Raw genomic sequence first — 15,125 nt, 5'->3', positions numbered from 1 at the left:
GGTAGGGTTTCGATATTGCGCTGTCGGAGCTTTCCCAATGTCTCGTCGCCTTCCTCCGCTTTATGCCCTGCGGGCCTTTGAAGCCGCGTCCCGGCATAACTCGTTCACCCGTGCGGCGCTGGAGCTGTCGATCACTCAAAGTGCCGTCAGCCGACATATCCGCACGCTCGAAGAGCATTTCGCCTGCCGCCTGTTCCAGCGCAGCGGCCGAAACCTGCAACTCACCGAAGCGGCGCGCCTGCTGCTGCCCGGAGTACGTGAGGGCTTCGCTGCGCTGGAGCGGGCCTGCCATACCCTGAATGCCGAAGACGACATCCTGCGCATGAAAGCGCCGTCCACCTTGACCATGCGCTGGCTGCTGGCGCGGCTCAGCCGCTTTCGTGCGTTGCAGCCCGGCAACGAAGTGCAACTCACGAGTGCGTGGATGAGCGTGGATGAAGTGGACTTCAACCAAGAGCCTTTTGATTGCGCGGTCCTGTTGAGCTACGGGCATTTCCCGGCAGACTGGGAGGCCTGTTACCTGTTCCCTGAACTGCTGATCCCGGTGGGCGCACCCAACCTGCTGGCCGATGGGCCTTGGGATGTTAATCGCTTGGCGTCCGCTGAGCTGCTGCACCCTACGCCCGACCGCCGCGACTGGCGCAACTGGCTGGAGCGCATGGGGTTGTCGTCGCAGGTGTCGCTCAAGGGTGGGCAAGTGTTCGACACCCTCGAACTGGGCATGATCGCCGCGGCGCGAGGGTACGGGGTGTCGATGGGCGATCTGCTGATGGTGGCTGAAGACGTCGCCCAAGGGCGATTGAGCCTGCCGTGGCCGACCGCCGTGGCCAGTGGGGAAAATTACTACCTGGTGTGGCCGAAAACCCGTCCCGGTGGTGAGCGCTTGCGCCGTTTGGCGGAGTTTCTGCAAGGGGAAGTCAACGCCATGGAGTTGCCCCGGGTTGAACGTCTGGATTGACGCGCTATCGAGCGTCCGTGCAATCGTTTGCGCGATATCCCGGTGAATCGCTCAAGTATTGCCCGTGCCCGCCGAAGAAGGTGTGTTGAAGCCTTCGTGCACCAACGTTTCCCACCAGATAATTTGCCGAGCAGCGCTATGAGATCAGGATGATCCTGGCCTCGGCCAGGAGCTGTCATGTCTCAACCTCGCGCTCGGATCGCCTCTCAGTTAGGCCTCGCCTTGGCCGTAATTTTGGCTGTCGTTATTAGCGGCAGTACTGTTTTCGCCTTGCGTTCCCTCGACTCCGCCAACCTTGACACGCGCGAGGAACACCTGGCCAGCGAGGCGCGCCTGCTCGCTGACCAACTCAACACCTTCCACAGCACCTTGCGCGAGAGTACCCAGCGTTTGAGCGGGCTGTTTGAAAAGCGCTTTGGCGCGGGGTTGAGTGTGCGTGGCGAACAGCCGGTAGCAGTGGCCGGTGTGCAGACCCCGAGCCTGTTCCTGGGCAGCGACCTGTTGAACAACGATTTCGATGAGGTCGATGAGTTCAAGGACACTTCCGGCGGCGTGGCCACGGTGTTTGTGCGCAGCGGCGAAGACTTTATCCGCGTCAGCACCTCCCTGACCAAACAGGATGGCAGCCGCGCCATCGGTACGGCCCTTGACCACCAGCATCCGGCCTATCAACGCCTGCTGGCCGGGCAGAGTTATGTCGGCCGGGCTGTGTTGTTCGACCGCTCCTACATGACCCAGTACACGCCGGTGCGGGATGCGGCTGGCAAGGTGATCGCCGTGCTGTTTGTCGGCTTCGACTACACCGACGCCCAGAACGCTCAGTTCGACAACCTCAAGCGCTTCCGTATCGGCCAGACGGGTTCCCTGGCCTTATTGGACGAACAGAAACACTGGCTGGTGCCGCCGGCAGGTGTGCAGGCGCTGGACCAGGCGATCCCGGTGATGCTCGACCTGGCCAAAAAGCCAGGCAAAGGCCTCTTCTGGAGTGACAAAAACGAAGACTTCTACAGCGTCTCGGTGCCGTTTGAAGGCGGCCGGTGGGCGGTGGTGGCGAGCATGCCGAAGTCCGAAATCCGCGCGGTGACCTGGGCGGTGGGCATTCGGCTGGTGATTGGCAGTGTGCTGGCAATGTTGTTCGCTGTGGGCGCTGCGGTCTGGCTGTTGCGCAGTAAATTGCAGCCCCTGAGCGACCTGGTGCGCCAAGCCGAAGCCCTCGGTGCGGGTGATTTGAGTGCGCGCCTCAATGTGTCCAGCCATGACGAAATCGGCCAACTGGCCCGCAGCTTCAACCAGATGGGCGAAGCGCTGTCGACCATGGTTTCGCATATTCGCAAGGCGGCCGAGGAGGTCAACAGCCGAGCCCAGGCGTTGTCTGGCCTGTCTGGCGGTGCCTATGAAGGCATGGAGCAGCAGTCTGGCGAGATCACCAGTATGGCCGGCGCAGTGGAGGAGTTCAGCGCGACCTCGCTGAACATCGCAGACAACATGGGTAACACCGAGCGACTGGCCCAGGAAAACGCCCAACAGACGCGTATCGGCCGCACCTCGATGCAAGAGGCGTCGTCGTCCCTGGAGCATATCGCTGCGGCGCTGAACAGCACGGCCACCGTAATCAATACCCTTGGCCAGCGCTCCCAGGAAATTGGCGGGATCGTCGGCGTCATCACCTCGATCGCCGAGCAAACCAACCTGCTGGCGCTCAACGCCGCCATCGAAGCCGCGCGTGCCGGTGAGCAAGGCCGAGGTTTTGCCGTGGTTGCCGACGAAGTGCGCAACCTGGCTTCGCGCACCCGTCAGGCCACCGACGAAATTTCCGGCATGATCCAAAGCATCCAGCAGGAAACCGGTAACGCCATCAGCACCATGGAGCACGGCAACGTGTTGATGCAGGAAGGCCTGTCGCGCAATGCTGACGTGGCGTCGGCCCTGGCGCGGATCGACGAGCAAAGCCGCTCGGCGGGCCAGCAGTTTGCCGCGATCACCACCGCGACCCAGGAGCAGAGCAGCACGGCAAACGTGCTCAGCAGCAACCTGCAAAGCATTGCGCTGGCCAACAGCGAGCAGCGTGAAGTGGTGTCGAACCTGGCCATTACCGCCAGGGAACTGGAAACCCTGGCGGCTGGCTTGCGGCATGAGGTGGATCGGTTTCGTTGAGGCCTAGCGGTCGCCGAGGCCCGGGTCCACACGCTTGCCGATATCCTTGAGGCGCGCGAGCTGATCGACCATCCCCGGCGCCTCGTCCAGGCTGCTGACGAAGGTCCACAGGTAAGTCATGACCGCGTACACGTGGCCGGCCTTGACCGCAGGCGACAGGGCCAGCTGGCTGATCGCGACGACAAATAGCAGGGCGGCCAGCGTACCGATAAACAGGAACGCGGCCGCCTCGCGGTCTGACAGCCAGATCCGCAGGCGCGACAGCACGTGATAGTGGCGCTGCAAGGTTTGCGCGCCGACCTTTTCCACCAGACCGATTTCCTTCTCCAAGCGGTCATTCAAGCGCTCATGCAGCTGCTGATTGCGCCGGGCGAAGCGTGGCAGCAAGGTGGTGCACAACAGCAGTGCGCCCAGACACGCCAGGCCGATCCACGGTTCGATCACCAGCAACATCACTGCCGCACCGACGATGGACACCAGCGCCGTCGCGATGATCGGCACGTGTTTTTCGAAGAAGTCGACAAAGTCCCGTGCCAATACCACCCGCGCCGCTGCCCTTGAAGTGCTGTGGTTTTGCAGGCGCTGGTTGAGAATGACCGGCACCGCGAGGTCAGCGTAGATCCGCGTGAAGGTGCGGGTGTCCAACGCGCGGCGCGCCGCCCCGACCACCCAAAACGCCAGGACCACGGCGGCGTAAAACAATGCACTGCCGGCATCGCCGCGGATGATCGAGTCCACTGCAAACCCGGCAAACAGCGGGTAGGCCAGCAGTAGCGCGTTCTCAAGTGCAACCAGCGATAGCGTGCAAAACAACTTGCCAGGGTAGGCCCGGGCAATTGCTTTGAGGGTCTGGCTGGCGGACTGTTGGCCAATTTTCTTGCTTTCTTCGATCAGAATTTGCGGAGTGACGGATGACATAGGTGCACCAATGGGGTGATAGACGCTATTATTGAGCGACTGCTCAAGTATCCTTGAGCGATCGCTCAAAAAGCAAGCGCCACTCATCTACCGGCGCCCGAAGGAATTACCCATGTCGCGTATCGACCGTAAAGACCAGATCATCGCCGCCGCCCTGGAGCTGTTTCGCAGCAAGGGGTTTGCCGATGTGTCCACCCGCGACCTGGCCGAGCATGCCGGCCTGTCCCGCAGCCACGTCTACCACTACTTCAGCGACTGGAATGAGCTGCGCCGCGAAGCCTTTGTGCGTTTTGCCAATGAACAATTGGATGAGGTCCGCGGCCCGCTGGCGGGCGTGCCGCCGCTTGAGGCGCTGGTCGGGTTCTTGCGCGATTGCCTGCCGTGCACCGCCGACGCTGGCTGGGCGCTGTGGCTGGATGCGTGGGACGAGGCGATGCATGACCCGCAGATGGCTCAGGCGTATCTGGTGATCAATGCTCAATGGCAAGGCATGCTTGCCGAGGTGATCGAGCAAGGTGTCGCTGAAGGCGTTTTTCGCTGTGATTCGCCCCAACGCGCTGCCCGGCAGATCTTTGCCTTGGCGATGGGCTATGCCGATGACCTGATGCTTAAGCCATCCACCGAATCGGCCGAAGCGGTGCTGGATGAGGTCATGGAAGTGGCGAGGCTGCTATTGGATTTCCCCAAGGCGCATTAACCAACTGCCGCAGGGCGGTACTGCAGCGCCTCCGCCAAATGATGGCGGGCGATGTGCTCTACCTGTTCAAGGTCGGCCAGGGTCCGCGCCACCTTAAGCAACCGATGAGCTGCGCGCAGGGACAATGTCAGCCGTTCGCAGGCGCTTTCCAGCCAGCTCTCATCGGCTTTCGCCAGTCGACAGTGCTTGCGTAACCCTGGCAGGTCCAGAAAAGCATTGGCGCAGCCTTGACGTCGTTGCTGGCGCTCGCGGGCCTCGGCAACCTCTGCTGACGCCTTCGCCGTGTTATCGCCGTCCTGTTGGGTGGGGTTCAGCGCGGTCGTTTCCCGGGCGACGGTTACGTGCAAGTCGATGCGGTCCAGCAATGGCCCGGAGAGTTTGTTGCGATAGCGCTGGATCTGCTCCGGCGTACAGCGGCAACGCCCGCTGGGGTCGCCCAGATAGCCGCAAGGGCAGGGGTTCATGGCGGCCACCAATTGAAACCGCGCGGGGAAACTCACCCGGTCACGGGCGCGGGAAATCACGATATGCCCTGACTCGAATGGTAGGGGGCTACTCTATACATTTTTTTAGCAATGGATTTTTGCTCCTGATTGGACTGAGAATGGCACTTTGCCAACAGGAGGTTGTATGGGATTTCTATCAAAGGCTGGGAGCATTGCATTCGGGATCGCCGTTTTTCTAGGACTGCTGGCTTTACCGTTCTTATTTTTTGCAGGTATAACCAGAGCTTACGAACAAATAATTCCGCCGTTAATATCAGTAGGATGGATATGCATAGGGTTGATTTTGTTTGTGTTGTTGCCACTTTCAATCTTTAAAAGACTTCGGGTTTTTAGTGGTGCAACGATATACATATTTTCATATGTTTTCGGCCTCCTGAGTTTTCTCATTAGCCTTTTGACTACATGGTTCCTATGGGGTGGTTTCTGGGCGATTCTTGGCATGGTATTGCTTGGGGGAGCAGTAGTGCCATTTGCATTATTAGCCAGTGCATTCAAAGGGATGTGGACATTGTTTTTTATAGTCGTCGGTCTTCTGGTAATTACTTGGGGGGCTCGCATCGTTGGAATGTTAATCGCTGAAAGTGGTGCAAATCATAAGCATAGATAAGTAAGGTCATTTTGAAAGCTTGAACTTGTTCAAGTTAGAAAAATGAGCAGATTATTGCATTGATTAAGGTCTAACCCTATTTGACTAATAAGGTTCGACCTTAAATTTATTTTCATTTTGCTATTGACAGTGGTTTTCATTGATTTTAAGCCAAGAAACGGACGTCCAAGAAAATGGAAACTCAAGAAACTACATAAAAAATTCATAAAAACAAATGCGTTTTTTTTGTGCATTAACGGAAACAGGCCAAAAACAGCGTATTTTTGCGTGTAGATATTAATATACGAGGATGACGGTGAGTCCTCTAAAAACGGCAAAATAACGAGTTTAAAATTTTCGAAAGTTTTGCTACAAAAAGATGTTATTTAAAATGCGTGATTACGAAGCGTAATTAGTTGCATAGGTGTCTTACTACTCCCGTCCTAATAAACCACTTAAATTTCGGGTGTTTCGAGTGTCTTAGCGATGTAATCACGTAGAGGTGTGAGTGTGTAGGTAGGTGTAGGTAGGTGTAGGTGTAGGTGTAGGTGTGTGTGTGGGTGTGTAGGTACGTACGTGTGTGTGATATCTTTTTAATTCCAGCCTTGCCCTTCGCTTTTATTCTTACCAGAATAAAGCTCGGGCAAAGCTGGTCTTCCTATCTTCAATAACTGAAAACAGTTGAGCTTTGCCCGATTACGCTTGTTTTAGCTCGGGGTTTAAATCTGTGATACTCAGTTTAAACTTTGAACACTTGATGGCTATATCAACACCATATTGGAACCCTGTTCAACATATTTCTATGGCTGGCGGGTTGAGAAATTTCCAATATCCCCATTCTATTTCTCTTAGGCTATGCAACGGAACAATCACCTGAATTTCCAACATTGCTTACATGTGTTAATACTGAAATTTATTATTAGGATTTGATTTTTACGGCAGGAGAGACTTGAAAGGTTAAAATTATATGCTATAACTTTAATTACAAGTTGAAACTGCCGTTAACAGTATCAACGCCGAAGCCTTAATGCTAATCACATTAGGGCTTCACCTTTTAATGTTGTAACATTTTGTTGGATAAAGTCAAATCGCGGCTTTTTTCTTACCATCCAGAGTCGCTTTTTTATTTAGAAATTAGCAGCAGGCTAATAAAAAAACAGAATTAAAAATTCTGTTTGTCTTGTATCTACACTTAAAAGATTACGTCCTTATTCTGGCTAACCTGTTTGATTTTCTATCTAAAAAACCGCCTTCAAATTTAACAGGGATGTCATTTTTATGAAGTTCAGCTTCTTGTATATCAAGATATTCATTGATTAACTTTTGACCTTCTGGCGAAGGCAGTTCTTTATGAATTAGCTTTAATTCATTATTAACGTTATCTAGTTGCGATTGATTTGGTTTGGTAGTTTCGTAGCGTATGCTGCGATGAATACAAGCTTCAACGAAGTTTCGGACGGATTTAAAAGCGTCGCTAAGCTTCTCGTAATAAGTTCTTTTGTCTTCGATGAGAACATCAAGCTCTTTTATTTCATCAGTCTTTGAGCTTATTGAAGTGACTAAATCATTTTCGGTTTTTCTCATTGCGTTGATATTGCTATCAATGACAATAGCTTCTTTTTTACCATCATCTATTCTTGAATAAAGTTCTTTGTTGTCGCCTGATAATTTTTCATTTTCTTGCTTGTAAATTTTACTAAGGCCCAAAACTCTTTTGAGGTCTTTATCAAGCTTGGCTTGGTTTTCGGCTTTTTCTTTTAATGTGATTTCAAGAGCTGCAAGCTCGTCCATGCTTTTATTCATTGAATTGAATGCTCTAAACATCTTTGGTTTAGAGGCGTCAGCATTGATTAACTTCCTTCTTGTTTTTTTATCTTCTGTTTCAGGTAATATATCAACTTGAAAATCATAACCCTTTTTAACAAGCTCTTTATTGACAAACGCATATATCATTCTCTGATAGGCTTCTCCTAATGTCTGAGCGTCGGAAAATGTTCTACCTTTAATTTCAGGGTTTCCTTCACTTTTTAAAAAGTTATTGACCATTTTAAATTCATCATTGATTAAGTCATATTTTCCTGTTTTTTTGTTTTTCCCATCTATGAATATATGTGGGTGAACTCCTAAGTTTTCATCATGTCGATTGGTGATTTCATCACCATGAAAAACGATTAATTTAACTGGGTAATCAGGCAGACGCTCTTTGTAAAAGTTATTGATTATATTCATGTAATCAGTAGGCTTTACATTGTCCACGCATTGGTTGAACGGGAATTTCCAGAACGCTTCTTGAATAACAGTTTTTTTCAAACTGAAATCATCATCCGATTTATTCAATTCGATAGATTTGTTTTTTAATTCTATGTAGTTGTTGACACAAGAAATCTTTTGCTTCTTGCGTTGAATATTCATTTTGTCAATAACATTTGAACAATCAATATCGACAGCTTCTGGGTTGTGAAGCAAGGCTTGAAGAAACGATGTTAATTCACTATCTTCATTTTTTTTGATAAGTGCTTTTAATTTATAAGCGTATTTTGACAGCTCACAATTAACTTCGGATAATTGCCCATTATTTTGTTTTTGCTCAGTGAGTGGGGCATATATGGATTTGAACATTTCCTTTCGGTCATCAATCGAAAGTTTATCCATTCTTGTGAGCTTGTTATTGAAAAAAACAATGTTCTTTTCAATAAGGTCTTTGTTAAATTCAAGGTCGTTTTTTTGAACAATCCTTAAAGAATGTTCAAGTGATGATTTAAGTTGATTGATTCCGGGGGTTTTCTTAACACGGTTACCACTGGTGAAATTTAATCTTTTCCAGATCATACTTTTGGTTTTGGACATCTTGCTCCTGATCGATGTTCACCGGGTAGGTGAACTGAGTTGGCTTTGTCACTCAGAAGGCCCATAAGGCCGCTGGTGACTGCGTAAGACTACGACCCAAAGGGTGAGGAATCTTCGCAAAGTGTTCTACAAGAGAAATTAGAGCCATTGCAAATATGGTGAGAATTTTCTTGTTGAGCAGTAGGTGTTGCCTTTGCTTTTGTTTCTGTCCTGCCGACTAGGCACCAGTGGTCATTTCGCAAGCGTAGCGGCTTTCACGAAGTGAAAGTGTGAAATTACCATCAACTGGTTGATAAATACTCATACTTTCAGTAATTGAGTTATTTAACTACAAGTTACCATGTATTATTTTATTTTCAAGCGAGAACAAAAAAGGCCACCTGATTAGGCAGCCTACTTTGATTGTGATGGATTTAATTAAAGTATTCGTTGAGATTGTTGATGCCAAACTCTTTAAGTGGATTGTGTAGACTGAACTGTTTAGCTATGCGGTCAATTTCAAAACCATTCTGGAAAATCTTAGCAAATAAAGTTCTTGTGGTTTTGTCGAAGTTGAATTTGAAAGTGATGTCATTAGCAACAAAGAATTGATTTATTTTTAAGCGGCCATCTTCTGTTTTATACAAAAGAATTATGTCGTTTTCCGAGTAAATTTTTATAGTGGTTTTCTTGATGTTTATTTGTGTTTGTAGTTCTGCAAGGTTTTGTTCAATATCGTTGATGTTTGCCTCTGTTTTGCTAACTACCTCTAAGAATTCTTTCGGGATGACTCCGCTAGTGAAACCAGCAAAAGACTTCATTAGGTTGTCTCTATAACTTTTTTGTTCAAGCAAAAGGTTGTTCAGCTCCACAATTTTCTTGTTGTCTTTGGTTTGGCTCTCTCTGTTTGACAGGAGCTTGATTAATAATTCTCTGAAATTCTCTACCCGTTCCTCTTCATCAATGTCTTCTTGTGTTGGGAGACGATAAATCATCCCGCTTTCACGAGTTATCCATTCATATTGACGCTCAGGGTTTGGGTCTTCGTTCTGCCATGGGTGAACGTCGAAGTCTTCATTTGTTGTTGACTGATATATGAGTTCAAGAAATAACCCAAATGCCAAGTCAAAACGAAAGCGTGGTTGGTCGCATCCATTTTTTAATTCTTTGCGTGTGTAGCATTGAAAATACGGATAAACGACGCCCTTTGGGTTTGTTTGTTTTTCAAACAGCATAGAAGCACCACAACAACCGCATTTGATGCTGTGGCGGAAAATATTCAAGCTGCCTACACTTTGGTTGCCGTAGTTCTTTCTGTGTGCTCTGTTCTTCATCGCTGCTATTGCTTCATCAAATAGCTCATATGAAACGATTTGTGGGTAATAGTTTTCAATATATCGCTCAAAGACTTTCTTTTTGTTTTCGTCCCGTCGTTGTGCCATGTATGCACCGAGCACATATTTCGTGTCTATAAGATGTTTTATATTTCTATTTGACCATTGGCGTTTTGAATATGCATTCAGCTTTTTGATTGATAGCGAAACGCCGACATATTTCAAGCTTTCAAAAAAATCTCTTATCTCCTGAGCTTCATCTTCATTGATTTCAAAACAGTTAAGTTCTGGATTGTGGCGAATGCCATAGGGAGGATTATGAGCGTTAAAAATGACCTTTTCATCTTCGGCTAACTTCTTGGCCCTATTCCATGCAGATTTTCTACGAATTGATTTTGTGTTGCTTTCTTCGTATGCTCGCTTTGCAATAACACTTAGAAGTATATCTTGTTGTAAGTCATCGATACGGTTTGTGGCGTTCGGTTTTTCATATCGTTGACCATCAATCGTGGTTATTAAGATAACGCCTTTTTCAAGTATGCCGTTGACCAGCTCTTTTGCTTGTAGAAGTCTTTGGCGACTAAGCCGGTCAATGCTTTCAACGAATATATAATCTCCCTCCCTGATATGCATATCGCTAATCATATCAATGAGTTCTTTAAGTTTTCCTTTACGCTTGTTGCTTCCATCATGTGCAGATATGCCCGTATCTGAGTATATATTCTCGGGCGGTAACTCAATACCTTGTTGCTTTGTAATGGCTTGGATCGACGCCATCTGACGATCTACCGAGTCTCTACCGGCTTCGCCTTGTGCTTTTGATGAGTAGCGTATGTAGGCGTAAGCGGTAGGCATTCCGGGCTTCCTGTGACGTTTGGAAAAGTGTGAGAATACCACTTACCAGTCTCCAGTAGCTCGCGCAGCACCTCCAGCACTTTGCGATCAAACTCCGGCAACTCATCCAGAAACAGCACGCCATGGTGGGCGAGGGTGATTTCCCCGGGTTGTGGTTTTGAACCCCCGCCGACCAGCGCCGGCCCGGAAGCGGAGTGGTGCGGCTGGCGAAACGGGCGGTGCGGCCAATGGCTCAGCGGCGCCGGGCTGACCACTGACTGAATTGCGGCGACTTCCAGGGCTTCCTGCTCACTCAGTGGCGGCAGCAGCCCAGGCAGCCGACTGGCGAGCAATGTCTTGCCGGTGCCGGGTGGCCCGCTGAATAGCAGGTTATGCGCGCCCGCCGCCGCGATCAGCAAAGCGCGCTTGGCTGCCAGTTGCCCCTGCACTTCGCTCAGGTCCGGATAGGGTTTGTTCAGGTACAGCAGCCCGTCGGACTTATAGGGCTCAATCGGCACATGCCCGTTCAGGTGCGCCACCACCTGCAGCAGGTGGTCTACCGCAATCACCTTCAACCCCGACGCCAGGCACGCTTCCTCGGCATTGGCCCGAGGCACTATCACGGTGCGCCCGGCCTTGCGCGCCGCCAGCGCGGCGGGCAGCACGCCTTTGACCGCGCGCACCTCACCGGACAGCGCCAACTCACCCAGGCACTCCACGTCGTCCAGCATCAACGCCGGCACTTGCATGCTGGCCGCCAGAATCCCCAGGGCAATCGCCAAATCAAAACGCCCGCCGTCCTTGGGCAGGTCGGCAGGCGCGAGGTTGAGGGTGATGCGGCGGGCCGGGTATTGCAGCGCTGAGTTAAGGATGGCGCTGCGCACGCGGTCCTTGCTTTCCTTGACGGCAGTTTCCGGCAGGCCTACCAGCGTCAGGGAGGGCAGGCCGTTGGCCATATGCACTTCAACGCTGACGGCAGGGGCTTCGACGCCAATCTGGGCGCGGCTGTGGACGATGGCGAGGGACATGCTCGTTCCTTGAAGAGAGGGCCGCTTCCTGCGGTTTTTCAAGGGTAGACGAGGGGGTGGAGAGCGAGGCGGGAGAGGTTTTACAGAACGTATCCAGCGTCGGTCGCAGCGCTTTATGTGGGAGCTGGCTTGCCTGCGATAGCATCACCTCAGTGCAACTGATACACCGAAGCGCCTGCATCGCAGGCAAGCCAGCTCCCACACTGACCGCGTTTACTCAGTGGGCGGCGTCAACCTGGCTTCCAACTCCGCCACCTTCGCCTCCAGGCTCTCCAACCGCGCACGTGTGCGGGCCAGTACGACCATCTGGCTGTCAAACTCTTCCCGGCTCACCAGGTCGAGCTTGCTGAAGCCGCTTTGCAGCAACGCTTTGAACTGGCTTTCGATTTCGTTGCGGGGCAGCGGGGTGTCGCCGCTGAACAGGCGAGAGGCGTGGCCGCTCAGGGCGTCGAGGAGGTCTTTGGGCGCGAGCATGGGAAATATTCCGGAAAACTGTTGGCGGGCAGTGTATCACGCAGCGTCTATAGTCCTTTCACGGCCACAGACGCACGCTTTTCGCGCAGGGGGCCGGGCGGCTACGCACTGTTTTTGTGCGCATTGGCGTCGCCATACAGCCCCGCAGGTGGGCATAAGTGGGCAACGGACTGATTTCAGTGGTTTTTACGGAGCTGGCAAGCTTTCTGCTTAGACGATCATGACCCATGCACTGATGCAGTCGCTGTGACGAATGCAGTGCGCCGACGGATCAGGGGTACAGGTTTCGTCACCAGTGGTTCGCTGGCGTCGCAACGGCAAATGCCGAGGCGACGACGCGTTACAAAGCCAGGCACTGCGCTTAGACTTGAGACGGGTTTGTTTTCCTGGGGCAAGTCCACCAATTCGGGAGAGAGTTTTCATGAAGCTAGTCACTGCCATCATCAAGCCGTTCAAGTTGGACGATGTACGCGAGTCGTTGTCCGAGATCGGCGTGCAGGGCATTACCGTTACTGAGGTCAAGGGCTTCGGTCGGCAGAAGGGTCATACCGAGCTGTATCGTGGCGCGGAATACGTGGTCGATTTTCTGCCGAAGGTGAAGATTGATGTCGCCATTGACGACAAGGATCTTGACCGTGTTATCGAGGCGATAACCAAGGCGGCCAACACCGGCAAGATCGGTGACGGCAAGATCTTCGTGGTCAATCTGGAACAGGCTATTCGCATCCGTACCGGCGAAACCGATACCGACGCAATCTAAGCCGCCAAACCCCCAACGCCCCAGGAGAAAACAATATGACTCTGCGTAAATTCGCAGGGCTAGGAGCCCTGTTGTCCCTCGTAATGCCGGCCTTGGCATTGGCGGCGGACCCAGTCCCTGCTCCAGTCCTCAATTCCGGCGACACGGCGTGGATGCTTACGTCCACCGCGCTGGTGCTGTTCATGACCATTCCAGGCCTGGCGCTGTTCTACGGCGGCATGGTTCGCTCCAAAAACATTCTTTCCGTGATGATGCAGTGCTTCGCCATCACCGGTTTGATCACTATCTTGTGGTTCGTTTACGGCTACAGCATGGCGTTCGACACCACCGGTATGGAAGCAGGCGTCGTCAACCTCAACTCGTTCGTGGGCGGCCTGTCCAAACTGTTCCTGTCGGGTGTGACTCCGGCGAGCATTACCGGCCCTGCGGCGCTGTTCCCTGAGGCGGTGTTCGTCACCTTCCAGATGACGTTCGCCATCATTACGCCTGCGCTGATCGTCGGTGCTTTCGCTGAGCGTATGAAGTTCTCCGCGATGCTGATTTTCATGGGTGTCTGGTTCACCCTGGTCTACGCACCGATCGCCCACATGGTGTGGGGCGGTCCGGGTTCGTTGCTGGGCGACTGGGGCGTGCTGGACTTCGCGGGCGGCACCGTGGTGCACATCAACGCCGGTGTGGCTGGCTTGGTGGCGTGCCTGGTACTCGGCAAGCGTAAAGGCTTCCCGACCACGCCAATGGCACCCCACAACCTCGGTTACACCCTGGTCGGTGCAGCCATGTTGTGGGTTGGCTGGTTCGGCTTCAACGCAGGTTCTGCCGCTGCGGCCAACGGCACTGCCGGTATGGCGATGCTGGTCACCCAGATTGCTACCGCGGCTGCGGCGCTGGGCTGGATGTTCGCCGAGTGGGTCACCCACGGTAAGCCAAGTGCACTGGGCATCGCCTCGGGTGTAGTGGCCGGCCTGGTTGCAATCACCCCGGCTGCCGGCACCGTGGGCCCGATGGGCGCCCTGGTCATCGGCCTGGCGGCTGGCGTGGTGTGCTTCTTCTGCGCCACTACCCTGAAACGCAAACTGGGCTACGACGACTCCCTGGATGCCTTCGGCGTGCACGGTATCGGCGGTATCCTCGGCGCGATCCTGACCGGCGTATTCGCTGCCCCTTCGCTGGGCGGCTTCAACGCGGCGACCACTGACATCGCGGCGCAAGTCTGGATCCAGTGCAAAGGCGTCGGCTTCACCGTGATCTACACGGCCATCGTGACCTTCATTATCCTCAAGGTACTGGATGCGGTCATGGGCCTGCGGGTCACCGACGAAGAAGAGGCTGTCGGCCTCGATCTGGCGCAACACAACGAACGCGGTTACAACTTGTAAGTACGCGAAAAAAAGATGCCCGGCTTGCCGGGCATTTTTTTGCCTGGGGTTTGTCAGTGATAGGAAGCTGTACCGGTTTTTGCGCAGAGTTTGTGATGGGGCGCACACGGTACTTTTCACCGTGCAAAAGTCTTACATGCATGTAGGCGTATTCGGCACTTTGTTTTTTCCCTGAGCGCGCTAGAATGCGCGCCGATGGGCGGAGAACTGTATGTGGCAACAGACCCTGATTACCCTCCGGGCCAAGCCCAGGGGCTTTCACCTGGTAACGGATGAGTTGCTTGCCGGCTTGCCTGAATTGAAGGCTTGTCGCGTAGGCCTGTTGCATCTGTGGCTGCAGCACACCTCGGCCTCGTTGACCATCAACGAGAATGCCGACCCGGCGGTTCGCCGTGACTTCGAACGTTTTTTCAACTCGCTGGTGCCGCAAGGGCGTGCAGGGTTCGAACACAACGACGAAGGTCCGGATGATCTGCCGGCGCACTTCAAAGCCAGTCTCCTGGGCTGCCAGCTGAGTTTGCCGGTCAAGGCCGGCCGCTTGGCAATGGGGACCTGGCAAGGTGTTTATCTGGGCGAGCACCGTGATCATGGCGGCGCTCGTAAAGTCCTCGCCACGTTGCACGGTGATGGGGCATAAGCCACTGGTGATCCGGTGGATGTTGATTTTTTCCGGC

General features: G+C 52.6%; 11 protein-coding genes and 2 pseudogenes. 7 read left to right on the top strand and 6 right to left on the bottom strand.

The genetic code is table 11. The features are described 5' to 3' along the window. Positions 1-37: 37 nt before the first annotated feature. Positions 38-958, top strand: coding sequence for a LysR substrate-binding domain-containing protein (locus ACI77D_RS08505; protein ID WP_221295892.1), 921 nt, complete (start codon positions 38-40; stop codon positions 956-958). Positions 959-1,135: 177 nt separating this feature from the next. Then, positions 1,136-3,112: a methyl-accepting chemotaxis protein gene (locus ACI77D_RS08500; protein WP_407016384.1), complete on the top strand. Its 1,977-nt coding sequence runs from the start codon at positions 1,136-1,138 to the stop codon at positions 3,110-3,112. A 3-nt stretch (positions 3,113-3,115) separates the two neighbouring features. On the opposite strand, the gene ACI77D_RS08495 is transcribed toward ACI77D_RS08500, so the two are convergent. After that, complete coding sequence (locus ACI77D_RS08495) at positions 3,116-4,030, bottom strand: ABC transporter six-transmembrane domain-containing protein (protein WP_064454701.1); 915 nt, start codon at positions 4,028-4,030, stop codon at positions 3,116-3,118. A gap of 112 nt (positions 4,031-4,142) precedes the next feature. Here ACI77D_RS08495 and ACI77D_RS08490 point away from each other — a divergent pair, with 112 nt between their 5' ends. Further along, the gene (locus ACI77D_RS08490; RefSeq protein WP_064454700.1) at positions 4,143-4,727 is read left to right on the top strand and encodes a TetR/AcrR family transcriptional regulator; all 585 of its coding nucleotides are present in this window, start codon (positions 4,143-4,145) and stop codon (positions 4,725-4,727) included. Here ACI77D_RS08490 and ACI77D_RS08485 read toward each other — a convergent pair. Next, positions 4,724-5,272, bottom strand: a pseudogene (locus ACI77D_RS08485) (ATP-binding protein); the annotation flags it as partial. The gene ACI77D_RS08490 and the pseudogene ACI77D_RS08485 sit on opposite strands and share 4 nt — an antisense overlap. An 85-nt stretch (positions 5,273-5,357) precedes the next feature. Between ACI77D_RS08485 and ACI77D_RS08480 the strand changes: the two are divergent. Further along, complete coding sequence (locus ACI77D_RS08480; RefSeq protein WP_407016383.1) at positions 5,358-5,840, top strand: hypothetical protein; 483 nt, start codon at positions 5,358-5,360, stop codon at positions 5,838-5,840. Between the two features lie 1,179 nt (positions 5,841-7,019). On the opposite strand, the gene ACI77D_RS08475 is transcribed toward ACI77D_RS08480, so the two are convergent. The 4 genes and pseudogenes from ACI77D_RS08475 to ACI77D_RS08460 all read right to left on the bottom strand — a co-directional run bounded on the left by ACI77D_RS08475 (position 7,020) and on the right by ACI77D_RS08460 (position 12,315). Then, positions 7,020-8,666 carry a hypothetical protein gene (locus tag ACI77D_RS08475; protein ID WP_407016382.1) on the bottom strand — a complete coding sequence of 549 codons (1,647 nt, stop codon included), beginning with the start codon at positions 8,664-8,666 and terminating at the stop codon, positions 7,020-7,022. A gap of 413 nt (positions 8,667-9,079) precedes the next feature. Next, the gene (locus tag ACI77D_RS08470) at positions 9,080-10,834 is read right to left on the bottom strand and encodes a recombinase family protein (RefSeq protein WP_407016381.1); all 1,755 of its coding nucleotides are present in this window, start codon (positions 10,832-10,834) and stop codon (positions 9,080-9,082) included. Positions 10,835-10,875: 41 nt separating this feature from the next. Further along, positions 10,876-11,841 (bottom strand): annotated as a pseudogene (locus ACI77D_RS08465) (YifB family Mg chelatase-like AAA ATPase); the annotation flags it as partial. A gap of 213 nt (positions 11,842-12,054) precedes the next feature. Next, positions 12,055-12,315: an accessory factor UbiK family protein gene (locus ACI77D_RS08460; protein WP_025856328.1), complete on the bottom strand. Its 261-nt coding sequence runs from the start codon at positions 12,313-12,315 to the stop codon at positions 12,055-12,057. Positions 12,316-12,736: 421 nt separating this feature from the next. On the opposite strand from ACI77D_RS08460, the gene glnK reads away from it, so the two are divergent. The 3 genes from glnK to ACI77D_RS08445 all read left to right on the top strand — a co-directional run bounded on the left by glnK (position 12,737) and on the right by ACI77D_RS08445 (position 15,088). Beyond that, positions 12,737-13,075: a P-II family nitrogen regulator gene (glnK, locus tag ACI77D_RS08455; RefSeq protein ID WP_002555808.1), complete on the top strand. Its 339-nt coding sequence runs from the start codon at positions 12,737-12,739 to the stop codon at positions 13,073-13,075. Positions 13,076-13,110: 35 nt separating this feature from the next. After that, on the top strand, positions 13,111-14,451 hold the full coding sequence (locus ACI77D_RS08450; protein ID WP_064454698.1) for an ammonium transporter: 1,341 nt from the start codon (positions 13,111-13,113) through the stop codon (positions 14,449-14,451). A gap of 211 nt (positions 14,452-14,662) precedes the next feature. After that, complete coding sequence (locus tag ACI77D_RS08445) at positions 14,663-15,088, top strand: secondary thiamine-phosphate synthase enzyme YjbQ (protein WP_017845176.1); 426 nt, start codon at positions 14,663-14,665, stop codon at positions 15,086-15,088. Positions 15,089-15,125 lie beyond the last annotated feature (37 nt).

The sequence above is a fragment of the Pseudomonas sp. O39 genome, from assembly GCF_045447295.1.
GTDB lineage: Bacteria > Pseudomonadota > Gammaproteobacteria > Pseudomonadales > Pseudomonadaceae > Aquipseudomonas > Aquipseudomonas antarctica_A.
This window is presented reverse-complemented; position numbering and strand designations above follow the sequence as displayed.

Coding starts and splice junctions, on each gene's coding strand:
- ACI77D_RS08470 (WP_407016381.1), bottom strand. CDS start 10,834: ATGCCTACCGCTTACGCCTACATACGCTACTCATCAAAAGCACAAGGC.
- ACI77D_RS08450 (WP_064454698.1), top strand. CDS start 13,111: ATGACTCTGCGTAAATTCGCAGGGCTAGGAGCCCTGTTGTCCCTCGTA.
- ACI77D_RS08490 (WP_064454700.1), top strand. CDS start 4,143: ATGTCGCGTATCGACCGTAAAGACCAGATCATCGCCGCCGCCCTGGAG.
- ACI77D_RS08480 (WP_407016383.1), top strand. CDS start 5,358: ATGGGATTTCTATCAAAGGCTGGGAGCATTGCATTCGGGATCGCCGTT.
- ACI77D_RS08445 (WP_017845176.1), top strand. CDS start 14,663: ATGTGGCAACAGACCCTGATTACCCTCCGGGCCAAGCCCAGGGGCTTT.
- ACI77D_RS08475 (WP_407016382.1), bottom strand. CDS start 8,666: ATGTCCAAAACCAAAAGTATGATCTGGAAAAGATTAAATTTCACCAGT.
- ACI77D_RS08460 (WP_025856328.1), bottom strand. CDS start 12,315: ATGCTCGCGCCCAAAGACCTCCTCGACGCCCTGAGCGGCCACGCCTCT.
- glnK (WP_002555808.1), top strand. CDS start 12,737: ATGAAGCTAGTCACTGCCATCATCAAGCCGTTCAAGTTGGACGATGTA.
- ACI77D_RS08495 (WP_064454701.1), bottom strand. CDS start 4,030: ATGTCATCCGTCACTCCGCAAATTCTGATCGAAGAAAGCAAGAAAATT.
- ACI77D_RS08500 (WP_407016384.1), top strand. CDS start 1,136: ATGTCTCAACCTCGCGCTCGGATCGCCTCTCAGTTAGGCCTCGCCTTG.
- ACI77D_RS08505 (WP_221295892.1), top strand. CDS start 38: ATGTCTCGTCGCCTTCCTCCGCTTTATGCCCTGCGGGCCTTTGAAGCC.